At 60.5% G+C, this 17,329-nt stretch carries 15 protein-coding genes; 2 read left to right on the plus strand and 13 right to left on the minus strand.

Annotated features, from left to right (window positions below):
* Positions 1-35 precede the first annotated feature (35 nt).
* The 4 genes from creD to rloA2 all read right to left on the minus strand — a co-directional run bounded on the left by creD (position 36) and on the right by rloA2 (position 4,192).
* Entirely contained in the window at positions 36-1,406 is a 1,371-nt protein-coding gene (gene creD / locus BVK86_RS09570; protein WP_075946209.1) for a cell envelope integrity protein CreD, read from the minus strand.
* 109 nt (positions 1,407-1,515) lie between these two features.
* The gene (creC, locus tag BVK86_RS09575; RefSeq protein ID WP_075946210.1) at positions 1,516-2,934 is read right to left on the minus strand and encodes a two-component system sensor histidine kinase CreC; all 1,419 of its coding nucleotides are present in this window, start codon (positions 2,932-2,934) and stop codon (positions 1,516-1,518) included.
* The gene (gene creB / locus BVK86_RS09580) at positions 2,934-3,614 is read right to left on the minus strand and encodes a two-component system response regulator CreB (protein WP_075946211.1); all 681 of its coding nucleotides are present in this window, start codon (positions 3,612-3,614) and stop codon (positions 2,934-2,936) included. Before creB ends, creC begins: the two co-directional genes overlap by 1 nt.
* Before the next feature lie 74 nt (positions 3,615-3,688).
* Positions 3,689-4,192 carry a retropepsin-like aspartic peptidase RloA2 gene (gene rloA2 / locus BVK86_RS09585; RefSeq protein WP_075946212.1) on the minus strand — a complete coding sequence of 168 codons (504 nt, stop codon included), beginning with the start codon at positions 4,190-4,192 and terminating at the stop codon, positions 3,689-3,691.
* Between the two features lie 200 nt (positions 4,193-4,392).
* Between rloA2 and BVK86_RS09590 the strand changes: the two genes are divergently transcribed.
* Complete coding sequence (locus BVK86_RS09590) at positions 4,393-5,280, plus strand: acyltransferase (protein WP_075946213.1); 888 nt, start codon at positions 4,393-4,395, stop codon at positions 5,278-5,280.
* On the opposite strand, the gene BVK86_RS09595 is transcribed toward BVK86_RS09590, so the two are convergent.
* Complete coding sequence (locus BVK86_RS09595; RefSeq protein ID WP_075946214.1) at positions 5,281-5,838, minus strand: DUF2780 domain-containing protein; 558 nt, start codon at positions 5,836-5,838, stop codon at positions 5,281-5,283.
* 223 nt (positions 5,839-6,061) lie between these two features.
* Here BVK86_RS09595 and BVK86_RS30100 point away from each other — a divergent pair, with 223 nt between their 5' ends.
* Positions 6,062-7,087 carry an RHS repeat-associated core domain-containing protein gene (locus tag BVK86_RS30100; protein ID WP_231977845.1) on the plus strand — a complete coding sequence of 342 codons (1,026 nt, stop codon included), beginning with the start codon at positions 6,062-6,064 and terminating at the stop codon, positions 7,085-7,087.
* A 77-nt stretch (positions 7,088-7,164) separates the two neighbouring features.
* Here BVK86_RS30100 and fdhA read toward each other — a convergent pair whose 3' ends face one another.
* The 8 genes from fdhA to BVK86_RS09640 form a co-directional block, all read right to left on the minus strand.
* Entirely contained in the window at positions 7,165-8,364 is a 1,200-nt protein-coding gene (fdhA, locus tag BVK86_RS09605) for a formaldehyde dehydrogenase, glutathione-independent (protein ID WP_075946215.1), read from the minus strand.
* 179 nt (positions 8,365-8,543) lie between these two features.
* Positions 8,544-9,401, minus strand: coding sequence for a formyltetrahydrofolate deformylase (gene purU, locus BVK86_RS09610; protein ID WP_075946216.1), 858 nt, complete (start codon positions 9,399-9,401; stop codon positions 8,544-8,546).
* Between the two features lie 133 nt (positions 9,402-9,534).
* The gene (locus tag BVK86_RS09615; protein WP_075946217.1) at positions 9,535-10,167 is read right to left on the minus strand and encodes a sarcosine oxidase subunit gamma; all 633 of its coding nucleotides are present in this window, start codon (positions 10,165-10,167) and stop codon (positions 9,535-9,537) included.
* Between the two features lie 149 nt (positions 10,168-10,316).
* The gene (locus BVK86_RS09620) at positions 10,317-13,334 is read right to left on the minus strand and encodes a sarcosine oxidase subunit alpha (RefSeq protein ID WP_075946218.1); all 3,018 of its coding nucleotides are present in this window, start codon (positions 13,332-13,334) and stop codon (positions 10,317-10,319) included.
* Positions 13,331-13,660 carry a sarcosine oxidase subunit delta gene (locus tag BVK86_RS09625; RefSeq protein ID WP_047534309.1) on the minus strand — a complete coding sequence of 110 codons (330 nt, stop codon included), beginning with the start codon at positions 13,658-13,660 and terminating at the stop codon, positions 13,331-13,333. The genes BVK86_RS09620 and BVK86_RS09625 overlap by 4 nt, the downstream gene beginning before the upstream one ends.
* Positions 13,661-13,674: 14 nt before the next feature.
* On the minus strand, positions 13,675-14,925 hold the full coding sequence (locus BVK86_RS09630) for a sarcosine oxidase subunit beta (RefSeq protein ID WP_007980419.1): 1,251 nt from the start codon (positions 14,923-14,925) through the stop codon (positions 13,675-13,677).
* Positions 14,926-14,948: 23 nt separating this feature from the next.
* A complete protein-coding gene (gene glyA, locus BVK86_RS09635; protein ID WP_017341183.1) occupies positions 14,949-16,202 on the minus strand; it encodes a serine hydroxymethyltransferase in 1,254 nt (417 codons plus the stop codon).
* 295 nt (positions 16,203-16,497) lie between these two features.
* The gene (locus BVK86_RS09640; protein ID WP_075946219.1) at positions 16,498-17,235 is read right to left on the minus strand and encodes a TraX family protein; all 738 of its coding nucleotides are present in this window, start codon (positions 17,233-17,235) and stop codon (positions 16,498-16,500) included.
* Positions 17,236-17,329 lie beyond the last annotated feature (94 nt).

A 17,329-nucleotide genomic window follows, 5' to 3' on the forward strand; every position in this document is an offset into this window, starting at 1 on the left:
CTCCTGCTGGTCTTCGCGCAATCCCACCCTGCGGCTCATTTCACCGCACCGATATCAAATTCCAATGGCTTGGCCGCTTTCTGCCCAACCCCATACCAATCCAGCTTGCGCGTCAGCACCATGAACACGCCGAGCAAGCCGAACAGCAACAGCGAGCCCATCAACAGCGCGTAATCCTCCGCGCTCAACAACCCATAGAGCAGACCGTAGAGCGCTGCCAACCCTGCAGAAAAGCTCAAGCCATGCCGCACACTGCGTAACACGTGGCAGACGTAAAACCCGATCAACAACACGCAACCACTGGCCGACAACAGATACGCCCAGGCAAAGCCAATGTGCTCGGACAAGGACAACAACAGCAAATAGAAGAACGCCAACGCTACGCCGACCAGCGCGTATTGCACCGGGTGCACCGCAAGGCTTTTGAGCACTTCGAAGAGGAAAAAACCGGCGAAGGTCAAGACGATAAACAGCAGCGCATATTTGATCGCCCGGTCGCTCTTCAGATACTGGTCCACGGGGTCGATGAAGCTCACGCCAAAACTGCGGCCGAACAACACCTCACAACCACCGCTGGACACGCAGCTGTTCAGGATTTCTTGCAGGTTGGTGGAGAAGAACGAAGTCTGCCAATTGGCAGTGAAGCCTTGATCGGTGATGTCGCGCTGAGCGGGCAGGTAGTTGCCGATGAAGCTGGGGTGCGGCCAGTTCGCGGTCAGCGAGACCTTGCTGGTCTTGCCCACCGGCAGAACCTGCAACTGGCCGGTGCCTTGCAGTTTCAGGTCGAATCCGAAGGCCAGCTCGGTAACTTGCTTTGGTTCCAAGGCTGGCAGGGGCACGTGAACACCTTCGCCCAGCCAGCCGACCTGACTGCCGGGGATGAAGTCCAGGCTCCGGCCATTGAGCTCCAGTTTCAAGGCGTTTTCGATGCCGCGAATGTCGCTGATGCCAACGGCGAGGAACGGCGGGTCGAACTGATAATCGCCAAAGTCTTCCTTGATACCCAGTTGTGTCGGTAACGAAAAATGGCCGCTGATACGGTTGTCGGCATGAAACAACCGCGCCTGGTAAATGCCCCGGGCGCGCAACTCGGTTTGCACCGCGCCATCGAGTTCGAAGCGCTCCGGCAGGAAGTACAGACGCCCGCGCTCTTCGCCGATTTCCTGATACCGCTCGTTGGTTTTTTCGCGGGTCTTCCAGGTACGCACCACTTTGCGATACGGCACCACCACCAGCGGGCCGCTCAATTGCTGGCTGTAACTGGAACTGCGGGCGATGTCTTCGAGCACACCATCGCGCAGTTGCTGGCGATCCCGAATCACGCCGTTGATCATCAAGAGCGGGATCAGCAACAACAGAATCAAAAGGGCAATGGCCCCGAGTTTTAGGGTCAGGCTACGGTTCATGGGACTCCCCCTGTTTTGGATGGGGAGAGTCTGGGATTGTCGTGTGAGGAATTTATGGGGGGAATGTGGAGAGTGTGTGGAGACTGGTCCAGCCAATCGCGACGGGGTCCTAAGCCAGGCGCAATACGACCTCCACCCCGCCCTCGACGTTACCGATACTCATGACCCCGCCATGCAACTTCACCACTTCCTCGACAAAGTTAAGCCCCAACCCCGTGCTTTTTCTGCCGCTATCTGGACGCGCTAGTGAGTAAAAACGCTCACTCAACCGTGGCAACGCATAGTCGGGAATCGCCTCAGCCTGGTTGAACAGCCTGAACTCGATTTGCCCCCCAATCTTGACGGCAGTAAATCGCAGCACGCCGTTGAAGGGGGTGAAGTCCAACGCATTCTCCAGCAGATTACCCAGCGCCTGGCGCAACAAAAACGGCTCGCCGATCAGCACCAGATCCGTCGCAATCGTTTGTTCAATCCGCAACTGCTTGCCTTCGATCCGCGCCGCCTGAGCACTCAACAATTCGTCCACCAATGCGGCCAACGGCACCGCAACCCGCTCGTCCAGTCCTTGCCGTTGCTCAACCTGCGCCAGGTTCAGCAGCCGCTCGATCAACTGCTGCATCCGCGCACTTTCGCTGTCGATGTTGCCGACAAAACGCTGCCGCTGGGGCAACGCCATCTCGCTTTGCAACAGTTCCGCCGCACCGCGAATCGCCGCCAGTGGGCTCTTCAGTTCATGGGTCAGCGTGTGCACGTAACGCTCGACGTACGCTTTGCCTTCGAGCTGCGTGCGCATCTGCTCCACTGCCGTGGCCAATTGCTCCAGCTCGCCGCCGCGATAATGCGGCACCTCGACCCGACGCCCTTCGCTCACGGCCTGGGCATAAGCGGTCAACCGCCGAAGTGCCCGACTCAACCACCACGACAACAGCGCACCGAACAACAGGCCGAGGCCGATCAGCCCGGCGCCGTAAGTGAGTAATCGACGCTCCGTGCGATCCACATAAGGTTGCAGCGAGCTATTGGGCTTGGCCACGGTCACCACCCCGATGATCTGCCCATTGTCGCGAATCGGCGCACCGACGTGCATCACCGAAGACGTCGCGTCATCGGGATCACTGCGGGTCGACCGCGCGCCATACTCGCCGCGCAGGGTCAGGTAAACGTCGTTCCAGCGTGAATAGTCCTGCCCCACCGCCGTGCCGCTGGAATCCAGCACGACGATGCCCTTGGCGTCGGTAACGTAGATGCGGTGGTTGACCTGATTCTTCGGCAAGCCCCAGATATTTGCCGCCGGTTGGCGCTCTCCGTAGGCCTTGAGCAATTGTGGCCAACGGTGTTGGCTGAGGGTGCCGGCCTTGAAATCATCGCGCAGGATTTCCGCCATCAGGTTGGCGGTGTCGACCAGGGTTTCCTCCGTGGACTGGCGCACACCGGGGCGGATTTCTTCCATCACCGTGTTGAGCACGAAGTAGCCGGTCAGGCCGATGAACAGCACGTAGACCAGAAAAATCCGGATTCCCAACGGCATCAGCTGTGTCCCGGGCTGTAGCTGTAACCGAGCCCGCGATGGGTCTGGATCGGCTCCGCGTCAGCCTTCACCAGTCGCAACTTGGCGCGCACACTCTTGATGTGGCTGTCGATGCTGCGCTCGTACCCGGCATCCGCAGCCACACCCAGCGCATCGAGCAATTGCTCACGGCTGAAGACGCGTTCGGGTTGTTCCAACAGGCATTGCAGCAGACGGAATTCATGGCGGGTCAGGCTCAACGGCTGATTGCGATAGCTGATCTGCACCCGCTCACTGTCGATTCGAAACAGCGTCGGTGAGGTTTCAGCCGCCACTCGCGGCGCCATGCGCTTGAGAATCGCCCGGACCCGCGCAGCCACCTCCCGAGGGCTGAACGGCTTGACCACGTAATCGTCGGCGCCGATTTCCAGCCCCACCACCCGGTCGATTTCCGCATCGCGGGCGCTGAGAAAGATCACCGGCACTTCGCTGAACCGCCGCAGTTGCTTGCAGGTTTCGAAGCCGCTGATGTCCGGCAGGCCGATGTCGAGGATGATCAGATCCGTCGGCGTCTGCCGCTGATGCTCCAACGCCGCCGCCCCCAGGGTCAGCCACGTGGTGGTAAACCCCTCGCCCTGCAGGGCGAAAATCAGGGTGTCGGCAATCGCCGCTTCGTCTTCGACAATCAGGATATGAGGCATGGCGTCCGAGCCCGCTGGTTGAGTGGGCGAACGGTGACTCAAGGCTTACCGCACGTCAATGAGCCCCCTTGCAATCAGCAGTCCGGTTTGTCCGCCGTATACCGTCGAGCCGGATTCACCGCCGCACCGAACTCACGCAGGGCCTTGGCGCCGATCAGCAACGGATAGTTGAAGCTGCTGCGATCCGTCAGGTTGACCTCGACCGTGCGCTTGACGTTGCCCAGGCACAGTTCAAGATCCACCACCGGACGCTTGGAGGGCGCGGCGTTGTCTTCGTCCTCGTCCTCTTCGGAACGGGTCTTGATCTTGCTGATCCGCGCCACTTTGTGCTCGTAGACCTTGTTGCTCGCCTCCTTGGTGGCGAGGCGGAAGCGTACCCAGTCTTCGCCGTCGCGGGTGAAGGTTTCGATGTCCTTGGCCGACAGCGACGCGGTCAGGGCACCGGTGTCCATCTTGGCCTTGAGCACTTCACCGCCGATTTCCGGCAGCGCGATGTATTCATAACGCCCGTACAGGGTCGGCTCGGCGGCCATGACCGGCAGGGCAACAAGGGACAGCAGTGCGAGAAGCGATTTCACGTGATGGGTGTCCTTGGAAGGAGGATGCAATGGCCAAATTCTAGACCGCAACAAACAAAGATAGTTGGGCCACTCGCCACAGGGTCATTCAATGCGCCGCGAGCCTAACGCTTCAAAGGTGAAACATTCGTTGTCACCGATTTGGCCTGCCGCCCGAAGCTGCTTATCATGGCGAGCCCAAACGCTTTCAAGAGTTGCCTATGCGCCGCCTGCTCACCGGCTGTTTCGTTACCCTGTTGCTATTGCTCAACACCCTGGTCCTGATCGGGCCCTTGATGGTGTTTGCCTTGCTCAAACTGGTTCTATCCGGCCGCTTTCGCGATTACGCATCAAATGCAGTGATGTGGATCGCCGAAACATGGTCCGAAATCGACAAGCTGATCTTCCGCCTGTGCATCCCGACCCAATGGGACATTCGCGGTGGCGACGATCTGCGGCGCGACACCTCGTATCTGGTGATCAGCAACCATCAATCCTGGGTCGACATCCCGGCGCTGATCCAGACGCTGAACCGACGCACGCCGTTCTTCAAATTCTTCCTCAAGAAAGAACTGATCTGGGTGCCCTTCCTGGGCCTGGCCTGGTGGGCGCTGGATTACCCGTTCATGAAGCGCTATACCAAGGCCTTCCTGGCGAAGCACCCGGAACTGGCCGGCAAGGATCTGGAAATCACCAAACAGGCCTGCGAGCTGTTCAAGCGCCAGCCGGTAACCGTGGTCAATTATCTGGAAGGCACGCGCTTTACTGCGGCCAAGAGCACTCAGCAGCAATCACCGTTCACCCACTTGCTCAAGCCAAAGGCGGGTGGCGTGGCGTTCGTGCTGGCGGCGATGGGTGAACAGCTGGATGCGATTCTCGATGTGACGGTGGTGTATCCGCAGCAAAAAATTCCAGGCTTCTGGGACTTGATCAGCGGCAACGTGCCGAGGGTCATCATCGACATCAAGACCCGCGAACTCGACCCGGCGCTGTGGCGAGGCGATTACGAAAACGATCCGCAGTTTCGTGAAACAGTCCAGAACTGGGTCAACCAGCTCTGGACCGAGAAAGACCAACGCATCGACGCGCTGCGCGCGGAAAACCGCTGATCAGCTACCGGTGACGCCTGTCCCCCAAATGCCGCCCAGGCTTTGCAGCAGCGAACCGGCGACGCCTTGCTGACCGAGGTATTGCAGGATCACCGGGGCAAACTGGCCGATCATGCCGGTGTCCATGCCCAAGGCGCTGAAGGCGCTGTTCAAGTCATTGGTGTCCTTGACGTTGCCCAAGGCGTTATCCAGCCCGGCGGCCTTGCCGCTGGAGCCGAGCAACGCTGCAAGGGCACCCAGCTCACCGCCGCCCGACAGCTTGTCGATGCCCGGCACGCTTTTGGCCAGTTCCGAATAGTCGGTCGAGCTCAACTGATTCTTCGCCAGACCCAGCATCGCCCCGGCGCCGCCGACGGCTTGCTGTGGCGTCACGTCCAACTGGGTGAGTGCGCCCAGCAAGTCTGCCGTTTCGGAGGTCGGCGCGGCCTTCGTTGTTGCATTGTCATCCTTCATCCCCGCGATAGCGTTAGCCGCATCGCCCAGACTGAACTGTGCGAAAGCCGGACTGGCTGCCAGGGTCAGCAGCGAAGCCAGTGCAAAACCGCGTGAAATTTTCATCCAGACATCCTCATGTGTCACGAAAAACGCCCGGTTGACGGGCGCAGAGCTGCCGGTTTGACCGGTCAGGCGCGGGCATGTTCCTCAGGCGCCCCGCCATTTCCCACCCGCTCGTCACAAAACAGCCACCAGGCCAGCGACCCTATCAGATCTGCTAGTAGGCAACCTTGATCCGTTGCGCCACAGTAACGCCAGACTGGGGAAAGATGCTCAGGAGCCCTCCATGCCACTTGGTCGCGAAACGTTGCTCTGCCACTACCACTACGACCCGCAGGATCGACTGGTGGATTGCACGCCTGCGGCGCAAGCCACCACCCGGCGCTTTTACCTGAAAGATCGGCTGGCCACCGAGATTCAAGGCGTAGTGCAACGTTCGATCATGCAGCATGACGATCACCTGTTGGCGCAGCAGCAGCGTCAGAGCGGTGTCGTCGAAACTCACTTGCTCGCCTCTGATCAACAGCGTTCGGTGTTGAACGTACTCGACGCGGCGCGTCTTACCCCCCTCGCCTACTCGCCCTACGGTCATCACCCGGCGGAAAGCGGATTGCTCAGCCTCTTCGGCTTCAACGGCGAACGACCGGATCCGGTGACGGGATGTTATTTGTTGGGGAATGGTTATCGGGCGTTTAACCCGGTGTTGATGCGATTTAACAGCCCGGACAGCTGGAGTCCGTTTGGGGACGGCGGGTTAAATGCGTATGCGTACTGCGTGGGAGATCCGGTGAACCGTACTGATCCCACAGGACACAAAGGAAACCCATTCAAGGCAATTTTTGGCTTTTTTAAACGTACGCCGAGGACCAGATCGACCGCAAACAGGGAACTTTTGAATCCACTGGCACACCCTCAAACATCCGCAACACTTTATGATGCAGGGCAATCATCGTCTTCAAGCTTGTCCCGCTCGTCAGTGTCATCACAGGTATCCAAGACAGATAGCGCTCCCTATGGCGTATCCTTCCACGAGGAGCTTCCTCCTTCATACCAAAATCTTTATCCGAATATAGAGCTGGTAGAACCGGATATAGGTTTCAGATTCGAACAAGCTTTAAGACGCTCTAAAAATGATCTCGACTATCTCGAGATGCTCCTACATAACCCCGAACAGGCGCCTGCCCTGAATGCGATAAAACATGACATTGGCGTCGTCGAAGGGATCATCAACAAACTATACGCATTACACGATGAAGCCACATTACCGATTTACCCAACTACGCCTGTAAATCGCCACTTGCGTCAAGCTTAAGGCAAGACCAACTTCTTACCTAGTATCAATAATTAAAGAGGGCGACATCAAGTCACCCTTTTTTATACCCAATTGAATTACGCCGCACTAAACAACTTATGCGGATCAATCACAAACTTCTTCGGCACGCCTGCATCGAACTCGCCATACCCTTCCGGCGCCTGGTCCAGGCTGATCACCTGCACACCCACCACTTCGGCGATGTTGATGCGGTCCCACATGATCGCCTGCATCAGCTGGCGGTTGTACTTCATGACCGGGGTCTGGCCGGTGTGGAAGCTGTGGGATTTGGCCCAGCCCAGGCCGAAACGGATGCTCAGGCTGCCCATTTTCGCGGCGGCGTCGACAGCGCCCGGATCTTCGGTGACGTAGAGGCCCGGAATACCGATTTTGCCGGCAACACGCACCACACCCATCAGCGAGTTGAGCACGGTGGCCGGGGCTTCGTGTTTCACACCGTCATGGCCATGGCCGCGGGCTTCGAAGCCCACGCAATCGACTGCGCAATCCACTTCAGGCTCGCCCAGCAATGCGGCGATCTGTTCGTGCAGCGGCGCGTCTTTCGACAGGTCGACGATTTCAAAACCCTGGGCCTTGGCGTGGGCCAGGCGGATGGTGTTGACGTCGCCGATGATCACCACGGCTGCGCCCAACAGACGGGCCGATGCGGCGGCGGCCAGGCCGACCGGGCCTGCGCCAGCGATGTAAACGGTGCTGCCCGGGCCGACGCCGGCAGTGACGGCGCCGTGGTAGCCGGTTGGCAGGATGTCGGAGAGGCAGGTCAGGTCGCGGATTTTCTCCATGGCCTTGTCGCGGTCCGGCAGCTTCAGCAGGTTGAAGTCGGCGTACGGCACCAGTACATATTCGGCCTGGCCACCGGTCCAGTCGCCCATGTCGACGTAACCGTAGGCGCCACCGGCGCGGGCCGGGTTGACGGTCAGGCAGACACCGGTGTGTTGCTCCTTGCAGGAACGGCAGCGCCCGCAAGCCACGTTGAACGGAACGGACACCAGATCGCCGATTTTCAGGTTCTCGACGTCGCTGCCTTTTTCGATCACTTCACCGGTGATCTCATGGCCCAGCACCAGGCCGGTTTGCGCGGTGGTTCGACCGCGCACCATGTGCTGGTCGGAGCCGCAAATGTTGGTGGAAACCACTTTGAGAATGACCCCGTGCTCGATCTTGCGACCGCGCGGGTCCTGCATTTTCGGATAGTCGATTTTCTGTACTTCGACCTTGCCAGCGCCGAGATACACCACACCACGATTGCCAGACATGCTTTCACCTCGCTGTTGTTTTTATGTAGCGGTCGCGTCGCCATGGAGCGGCGGCGCGTTGATTGCCCGGGTTATTGCCTGTTTGTCTTGCGTTGTCTGTCATGCCGTCATCGCGAGCAAGCTCGCTCCCACATTGGAATGCATACCTTTGTGGGAGCGAGCCTGCTCGCGAAGGCGATCTAAAGAACGACCGTGCGATTGGCGTTCAGGAACACCCGTCGCTCAATGTGATAACCAACGGCCCGCGCCAGGGTCAGGCCTTCGATATCCCGCCCCTTGGCGATCAGGTCTTCCGGATAATGACTGTGATCCACCACCTCGACACCCTGGGCAATGATCGGCCCTTCATCGAGGTCGTTGTTGATGTAGTGCGCGGTCGCGCCGACCAGTTTCACGCCCTTGTTGTAGGCCTGGTGGTACGGCTTGGCGCCCTTGAAACCCGGCAGCAGCGAGTGATGAATGTTGATCGCCTTGCCGTCGAGTTTGCGGCACAGTTCCGGCGACAGCACTTGCATGTAGCGGGCAAGAATCACCAGTTCGGCACCGGACTCTTCGATCACTTGCAACACCTGACGCTCCTGCGACGGCTTGTCGTTGGGGTCGAGGGGGAAGTGGTAGTACGGAATCTGGTGCCAGTCGGCCAGCGGCTTGAGGTCCGGGTGGTTGGAGATCACGGCGGCCACGTCCATCGACAACTGGCCGATGCGCTGGCGATAAAGCAAGTCGTTGAGGCAGTGATCGGCCTTGGAGACCATGATCACCACCTTCGGCCGATAGTGCGGCGGGGTCAGTTCGAAGACCATGCCGAAGGATTCGCCTCGTTCGGCCAGGCCTGCGCGGAACGACTGCTCGTCGAAGCCATCCGGCTGACGGAATTCCACGCGAATGAAGAAGCGACCCGAGAGCCGGTCATCGAAGGAATGGTGTTCGGTGACGTAGCAGCCCTGCTCGAACAGAAAGCGGGTCACCGCGTCCACGGTGCCGAGCACGCTGGGGCAGTCGGCGGTCAGAATCCATGTGTCTGGGGCGCGGCTCATAGTGCGGTGACTCCTCTTGTTATGGGCAACCGCTGCGCGGTTGATCGCCAGCAAGCCGGCTCCTACAGTTGATAACGCCCTTCAAATGATCGGCATAAACCCTGTGGGAGCTGGCTTGCCAGCGATGGCAATCTCAAGCCTGAACGCTAAGGCCAAATTCGGCAGAAGCATCCTGCAACCACAACCACCAGTAATCCGAGAAGCTGCGGCGGATCAGCAGTTCCCAGGTGTCTTCGGCGGTGTGACGGATCACCAGTTGCGACTTGGCGAACACTGTGCCGACCGCTTTGCCCACCGGAAAGTTGTTCGGGTGAACGTCATAGCTGGTGGATTTCATCAAGACCTGGCGCACGTTCGGGCCGCTCAGTTCGAGGATCTGCTGGCCACCACTGACGTTGACGATCTGGATGTGCAGGTCGCCCAGCGCTTCACGCAGTTTTTTCTCGGCGGCGAATTCTTCGCCGGTCGGCACGATCAGCAGCCACTCATCCGGGCCCATCCATTGCAGACTGGTTTCGCCTTTGACGATGACGGTCAATGCACCCGGCAATTCGATGCCAAGGGCCTTGTGCACGCCAGCGGCGAACGCGGCATCGTGGCCATCGCCACGAATGGTCAGGTGGCCCAGAAGTTTTTTCTCACGCACGGTCACGCCGGCGTTCTTGCGACCCTTGCCCACCAGGCTGGCGAGGTCGGCGTGATGCAGCGACGACTCGGCCTTGGCCCCGGTGGTCGGGCGTTGTTGGTAAACATTGGCTGCGGTCATAAAGCACCTTTCCTGAATTCTGTTGGCTTCTGTGGGGCTTGTTCTGCCGCCTTCGCGAGCAGGCTCGCTCCCACAGGAGATCGCGTAACCCTTGTGGGAGCGAGCCTGCTCGCGAAGGCGGCAGACGGCAGCCCACAAAACCCGAGCCCTTACACGTTCTGGCGTTCACCCTTCGGATCGAAGAACACCGAAGAAACGATTTCCGCCTCGATCACACTGCCGTCCGCCAGCGGTGCAAACACACGCTCGCCCATGCGGTTCAAACCGCCCTTGACCACGCCCATGGCAAACGAATAGCCCAGGGAGTTGTGCGCGTAGCTGGAGGTCACGTGGCCGACCATGGTCATCGGGATCGCTTGCTTGGTGTTGAACACCAGTTGCGCCCCTTCCGGCAGCCATTTGGTCGGATCGATCGGTTTCAGGCCAACCAGTTGCTTGCGCTGATCACGCACGCAGTCTTCGCGGTTCATGCCACGCCAGCCGATCCACGAGAACGGTTTGGTGCGACCCACGCACCAGCCCATGTTCAGGTCGTCAGGCGTCATCGAGCCATCGGTATCCTGACCGACGATGATGAAGCCCTTCTCGGCCCGCAGCACGTGCATGGTTTCGGTGCCGTACGGCGTCAGGTTGTACTTCTTGCCGGCGTCGACGATCTTCTCGAGCACGCCCATCGCATAGTCGGCCTGCACGTTGACTTCGTACGACAGCTCACCGGTAAACGAAATCCGGAACACCCGCGCCGGCACGCCACCGACCAGACCTTCTTTCCAGGTCATGAACGGGAACGCTTCGTTGCTCAAATCGATATCGGTGACTTCGCTGAGCAGCTTGCGGCTGTTCGGCCCGGACAGGGTCATGGTTGCCCAGTGATCCGTCACGGACGTGAAGTACACCTTCAGGTCAGGCCATTCGGTCTGCTGGTAGATTTCCAGCCATTGCAGCACGCGCGCAGCGCCGCCGGTGGTGGTGGTCATCACGAAATGGTTGTCGGCCAGGCAGGCGGTCACGCCGTCGTCGAACACCATGCCGTCTTCTTTGCACATCAGGCCGTAGCGCGCCTTGCCTACGTCGAGCTTGGTCCAGGCGTTGGTGTAGATGCGGTTGAGGAACTCACGGGCATCCGGACCCTGGATGTCGATCTTGCCCAGGGTCGACGCGTCCAGCAGGCCGACGCTGTCGCGTACGGCTTTGCATTCGCGTTTGACTGCCGCGTGCATGTCTTCACCGGATTTCGGGAAGTACCACGGACGTTTCCACTGGCCGACGTCTTCGAACTCGGCGCCGTTTTTCAGGTGCCAGTGATGCAGTGCGGTGAAACGCACCGGCTCGAAAATGTGCCCGCAGTGACGACCGGCCACGGCGCCGAAGGTCACCGGCGTGTAGTTCGGGCGGAACATGGTGGTGCCCATCTGCGGGATGGTCACGTTCAGCGAACGGGCGGCAATCGCCAGACCGTTGACGTTGCCGAGCTTGCCCTGATCGGTGCCGAAGCCCAGCGCGGTGTAGCGCTTGACGTGCTCGACCGACTCGAAGCCCTCGCGGGTCGCCAGTTCGATGGCGGCGGCGGTGACGTCGTTTTGCAGGTCGACGAATTGCTTCGGTGCCCGTGCGGTGTTCTTTTCGTGGGGCACCTGGAACAGCGCCAGGGTCGGCTCTTCCAGACGCGCCAGGGCTTTGGGCAAGGTCGCTTCGACCGGGCCGAAACCGGCTTCGCTGGCTGCGCGCACGCCGCCTTCAAAACCATCGGCCAGGGAATCGCCAAGGCCATAGACGCCGTTGATGCCACCGACACACACGCGTTTCTGCGGCGCTTCGCCCGGTACGAAACCGAGGATGTCTTCACGCCAGATCGGCTTGCCGCCCAAGTGCGAAGCCAGGTGAACCACCGGGCTGTAGCCGCCGGAACTGGCGACCAGGTCGCACTCAAGCCACTCGCCAGGGCTGGTGACTTTGTGGCCTTTGACATCGATCGCGGCCACGCGGGCAGCGGTGACGTGTTTGCTGCCACGGGCCTCGATCACGGCGCTGCCGGTGAGGATGCGGATGCCCTTGGCGCGTGCTTCTTCCACCAGCGCACCACGCGGGTTGCTGCGGGCGTCGGCGATGGCGACGACTTGCAGGCTGGCATCGAGCCAATCCAGCGCCACGCGGTAAGCGTGATCGTTGTTGGTCGACAGCACCAGTTTCTTGCCCGGAGCCACGCCGTAACGGCGCACATAAGTCGAGACAGCACCGGCCAGCATGTTGCCCGGCACGTCGTTGTTGCCGTAAACCAGCGGACGCTCGTGAGCACCGGTCGCGAGTACGACACGCTTGGCGCGAACCCGGTGGATGCGCTGACGCACCTGGCCAATCGGGGCGCGGTCGCCGAGGTGATCGGTGAGGCGCTCGTGAATGGTCAGGAAGTTGTGGTCGTGGTAACCGTTGACCGTGGCGCGCGGCAACAGCAGCACGTCAGGGGTGTTCTTCAGTTCGGCGATGACGCTGGCGACCCATTCGGTCGCAGGCTTGCCGTCGAGGCTTTCGCGGGAATCGAGCAGGCTGCCGCCGAACTCTTCCTGCTCATCGGCGAGGATCACCCGGGCACCGCTGCGTGCAGCCGCCAGAGCAGCAGCCAGGCCAGCAGGGCCGGCGCCGACAATCAGCACGTCGCAGTGCTGGTTCATGTAGTCGTAGGTGTCCGGATCGTTCTCGGTCGGCGAGCGGCCAAGACCGGCGGCCTTACGAATGTACTTCTCGTAAGTCATCCAGAACGATTGCGGGTACATGAAGGTTTTGTAGTAGAAGCCCGGTGGCATGAGCTTGCCGCCGACCTTGCCGAGAATCCCCATCATGTCGTTGTTCACGCTTGGCCAGCCGTTGGTGCTGGTGGCGACCAGGCCTTGATACAGCGCTTGTTGCGTGGCGCGTACGTTCGGGATTTGCGTGGCTTCGGTGGCGCCGATCTGCAGCACCGCGTTCGGCTCTTCGGCACCGGCGGCGAAGATGCCGCGCGGACGGGAGTACTTGAAGCTGCGACCGATGATGTCGACGCCGTTGGCCAGCAATGCAGCCGCCAGGGAGTCGCCTTCGAAGCCTTTATAGCTCTGGCCGTTGAAGGTGAAGGTCAGGACTTTGTTGCGGTCGATCCGTCCACCGTTGGACAGGCGATTGATCTGGCTCATACCTTCTCTCCCAGAGCCGTGCTGGCCGCTTTCGGGCTATCGGTCTTGTCGGTGAATTGTGGCTTGGTGCCGATCTTGTAGGTTTCGAGAATTTCGTAGGTCACGGTGTCGCGGGTGGCGTTGAAGTACTGACGGCAACCGGCGGCGTGAATCCACAGTTCATGGTGCAGACCGCGAGGGTTGTCGCGGAAGAACATGTAGTCGCCCCACTCCTCGTCGGTGCAGCTGTTCGGATCCAGTGGACGCGGGATGTGCGCCTGGCCGGATGCGTGGAATTCCTCTTCGGAGCGCAACTCGCCGCAGTGAGGACAGAAGATATGCAACATGGGGATTTCTCCTGTTAGTGGGCAACCGCAGCAGCGCCGTGTTCATCGATCAACGCACCGTTATGGAAACGGTCGATGGAGAAAGGTGCGGCCAATGGGTGCATTTCACCCTTGGCCAGACTCGCGGCAAACACATTGCCGGAGCCAGGTGTTGCCTTGAAGCCACCGGTGCCCCAACCGCAGTTGAAGAACATGTTCGGCACCGGGGTTTTCGAGATGATCGGGCACGCATCCGGCGTGGTGTCGACGATGCCGCCCCACTGGCGGTTCATGCGTACGCGGGACAGTACCGGGAACATTTCGACGATGGCCTGGATGGTGTGCTCGATCACCGGGTAAGAACCACGCTGGCCGTAGCCGTTGTAGCCGTCGATACCGGCGCCGATCACCAGGTCGCCCTTGTCGGACTGGCTGATGTAACCGTGCACCGCGTTGGACATGATCACGCTGTCGATAATCGGCTTGATCGGCTCGGACACCAGCGCCTGCAGCGGGTGGGATTCGATCGGCAGACGGAAGCCGGCCAGCTTGGCCATGTGCCCGGAGTTACCGGCGGTGACCACGCCGACGCGCTTGGCGCCGATGAAGCCCTTGTTGGTTTCGACGCCGATGCACACGCCGTTTTCCTTGCGGAAACCGATCACTTCGGTCTGCTGGATCAGGTCCACGCCCAAGGCGTCGGCGGCACGGGCAAAGCCCCAGGCCACGGCATCGTGACGGGCGACGCCGCCGCGACGCTGGACGGTAGCGCCCATCACCGGGTAGCGGGTGTTCTTCGAGCAGTCGAGGTACGGAATCTCGTCCGCCACTTGCTTGGCGTCGAGCAGTTCGCCGTCGACGCCGTTGAGGCGGTTGGCGCTGACCCGACGCTCGGAATCACGGATGTCCTGCAGGGTGTGGCACAGGTTGTAGACGCCGCGCTGGGAGAACATCACGTTGTAGTTCAGGTCCTGGGACAGGCCTTCCCACAGTTTCATCGCGTGTTCGTACAGGTGCGCCGACTCGTCCCACAGATAGTTGGAGCGAACGATGGTGGTGTTGCGCGCGGTGTTACCGCCGCCCAGCCAGCCCTTCTCGACCACGGCCACGTTGGTGATGCCGTGTTCCTTGGCCAGGTAGTAGGCAGTCGCCAGACCGTGCCCGCCACCACCGACGATGACCACGTCGTAGACCTTTTTCGGGGTCGGCGTGCGCCACATGCGCTGCCAGTTTTCGTGGTGGCTGAGGGAGTGTTTGAAGAGGCCGAAGCCCGAATAGCGTTGCATAGTCATTTACTCCAAAACCGCGCTCAGCGATAAACCGGGAAGTCCGCGCACAGTGCCGACACTTGCTGGGCGACATTGGCCTCGACATCGGCATCGCCGAGGTTGTCGAGGATGTCGCAGATCCAGCCGGCCAGGGTCACGCACTGGGTCACCTTGAAACCGCGCGTGGTCACCGCCGGGGTGCCGATGCGCAGGCCGGAGGTGACGAACGGCGACTGAGGATCGTTCGGGACAGCGTTCTTGTTCACGGTGATGTGGGCGCGACCGAGTGCTGCGTCCGCCTCTTTGCCGGTGAGGCCCTGACGGATCAGGCTGACCAGGAACAGGTGGTTATCGGTGCCGCCGGACACTACATCGTAGCCGCGTTTGATAAACACGCCGGCCATGGCCTGGGCGTTGTCGATCACTTGCTGTTGGTAAGCCTTGAAGCCTGGCTCCAGCGCTTCCTTGAAGCACACCGCTTTACCGGCGATCACGTGCATCAGCGGGCCACCCTGGGCACCGGGGAAGACTGCGGCGTTAAGCTTTTTCTCGATCTCTTCGTTGGCCTTGCACAGGATCAGGCCACCACGGGGACCACGCAGGGTCTTGTGGGTGGTGGTGGTGACCACATCGGCGTACGGCAGCGGGTTCGGGTACAGGCCGGCAGCGACCAGACCGGCCACGTGGGCCATATCGACGAACAGCAGCGCACCGACCTTGTCGGCGATCTGGCGGAAACGCGGGAAGTCCAGGGTCTTGGAATAGGCCGAGAAACCGGCAACGATCATCTTCGGCTTGCACTCGACCGCCAGACGCTCGACTTCGTCGTAATCGATCAGGCCGGTCTTGGTGTCGATGCCGTACTGCACGGCGTTGTACAGCTTGCCCGAGGACGACACTTTGGCGCCGTGGGTCAAGTGACCGCCATGGGCCAGGCTCATGCCAAGAATGGTGTCGCCGGCCTGCAGCAGGGCCAGGTAGACCGCGCTGTTGGCCGAGGAACCGGAGTGCGGCTGGACGTTGGCGTAATCGGCACCGAACAGCTGCTTGGCGCGTTCGATGGCCAGGGCTTCAACCTTGTCGACGTGCTCGCAGCCACCGTAGTAGCGCTTGCCCGGATAGCCTTCGGCGTATTTGTTGGTCAGGCCGCTGCCTTGCGCTTCCATCACGCGCTTGCTGGTGTAGTTCTCCGACGCGATCAGCTCGATGTGATCTTCCTGACGTTGCTCCTCGGCATTCATCGCCGCCAGCAGTGCATCGTCGTAACCCTGGATCTGGTCTTGCTTGCTGAACATCGCGTCTCTCCCAGCGGCATCTGTGCGCCATTCGTCTCGGTAAGGCACTGGCGTTTCGGCAGTGCCCTTTGATAGCGATGGTATGACTGGCTTGGAGAGATCAAATGCCTACGGGCGCCACGCAAAGGTGCGTTTACGACATGGCGGGAAATGGCATGCCGCACATGACTCTGGATCCAGCGCAGATCCCCTGTGGGAGCGAGCCTGCTCGCGAATGCGCAGTGTCAGCGACAGGAATGTCGACTGGCACGGCCCGTTCGCGAGCAGGCTCGCTCCCACAGGGTTTGCGATTTCATCAGAAGATGTGTGCGTGCGCCTGACGCAAGACCAGGAGAATGAGGAAATGCACCGGATACAACGCATACGCCCAACGCCGCATCGGCGGTGGTTTTACGTCACGCGCATGTCGCAACAGGAACAGTCCCAACCATGGCGCAATCAGACAAGTGGCAACGGCCGCCATGGCCAACTGATTACCCAGCCGAACGGAGTAGTAAAGCACCTGCCATTGATTGGCCGCCAGGCAGACCAGCCCCGGTACCAGCGCGAGATACAACGGGCGGCGGATCACCAGCAGCAGCGCCAGCGGCAACAGCACCCCGAAAAATCCGAACATCAATCGCGACCAGAAAACGGCCGCCAGCAGCAGGGCGACCACCGCCAGCAGTCGCGCCTCAAGTGCCCGCATTTGCCAGCCCCGCGCTACTAACAGGCCCAAGGCCAGGGTAGGCAGTACATTCAAGGTGTCGGGATTGGGAATGTACATCCGGTAAGGCACTTCGCTCACCGCACTGAACAGCAACAACCAGCCCAGGTAGCGCCATTGCCCCTGCGTATTCACGGCCGACGCGCGCGCCAGGTTCGCCGCCATCGCCAGGCAAAACCACGGGAAGGCCAATCGCCCCGGCACATACAGCCAATCGACGGAATAACCGACATATCGCAGGTGATCAAGCACCATGCTGAACAGCGCCAGCCACTTGAGCAGGTCAAGTGCGCCGTCTCGCTGCTTTAAGTGCATCGTCGCGTGCATAATCGTCCTTCGATTGTGTATTTTTCTGACAGCAACATCCCGTGTGCTCCCCGGACGATCTTCGGTAAAGTGCGCACCATCATTGACCACGGGG

The organism is Pseudomonas reinekei (genome assembly GCF_001945365.1).
Classification (GTDB): Bacteria; Pseudomonadota; Gammaproteobacteria; order Pseudomonadales; family Pseudomonadaceae; genus Aquipseudomonas; species Aquipseudomonas reinekei.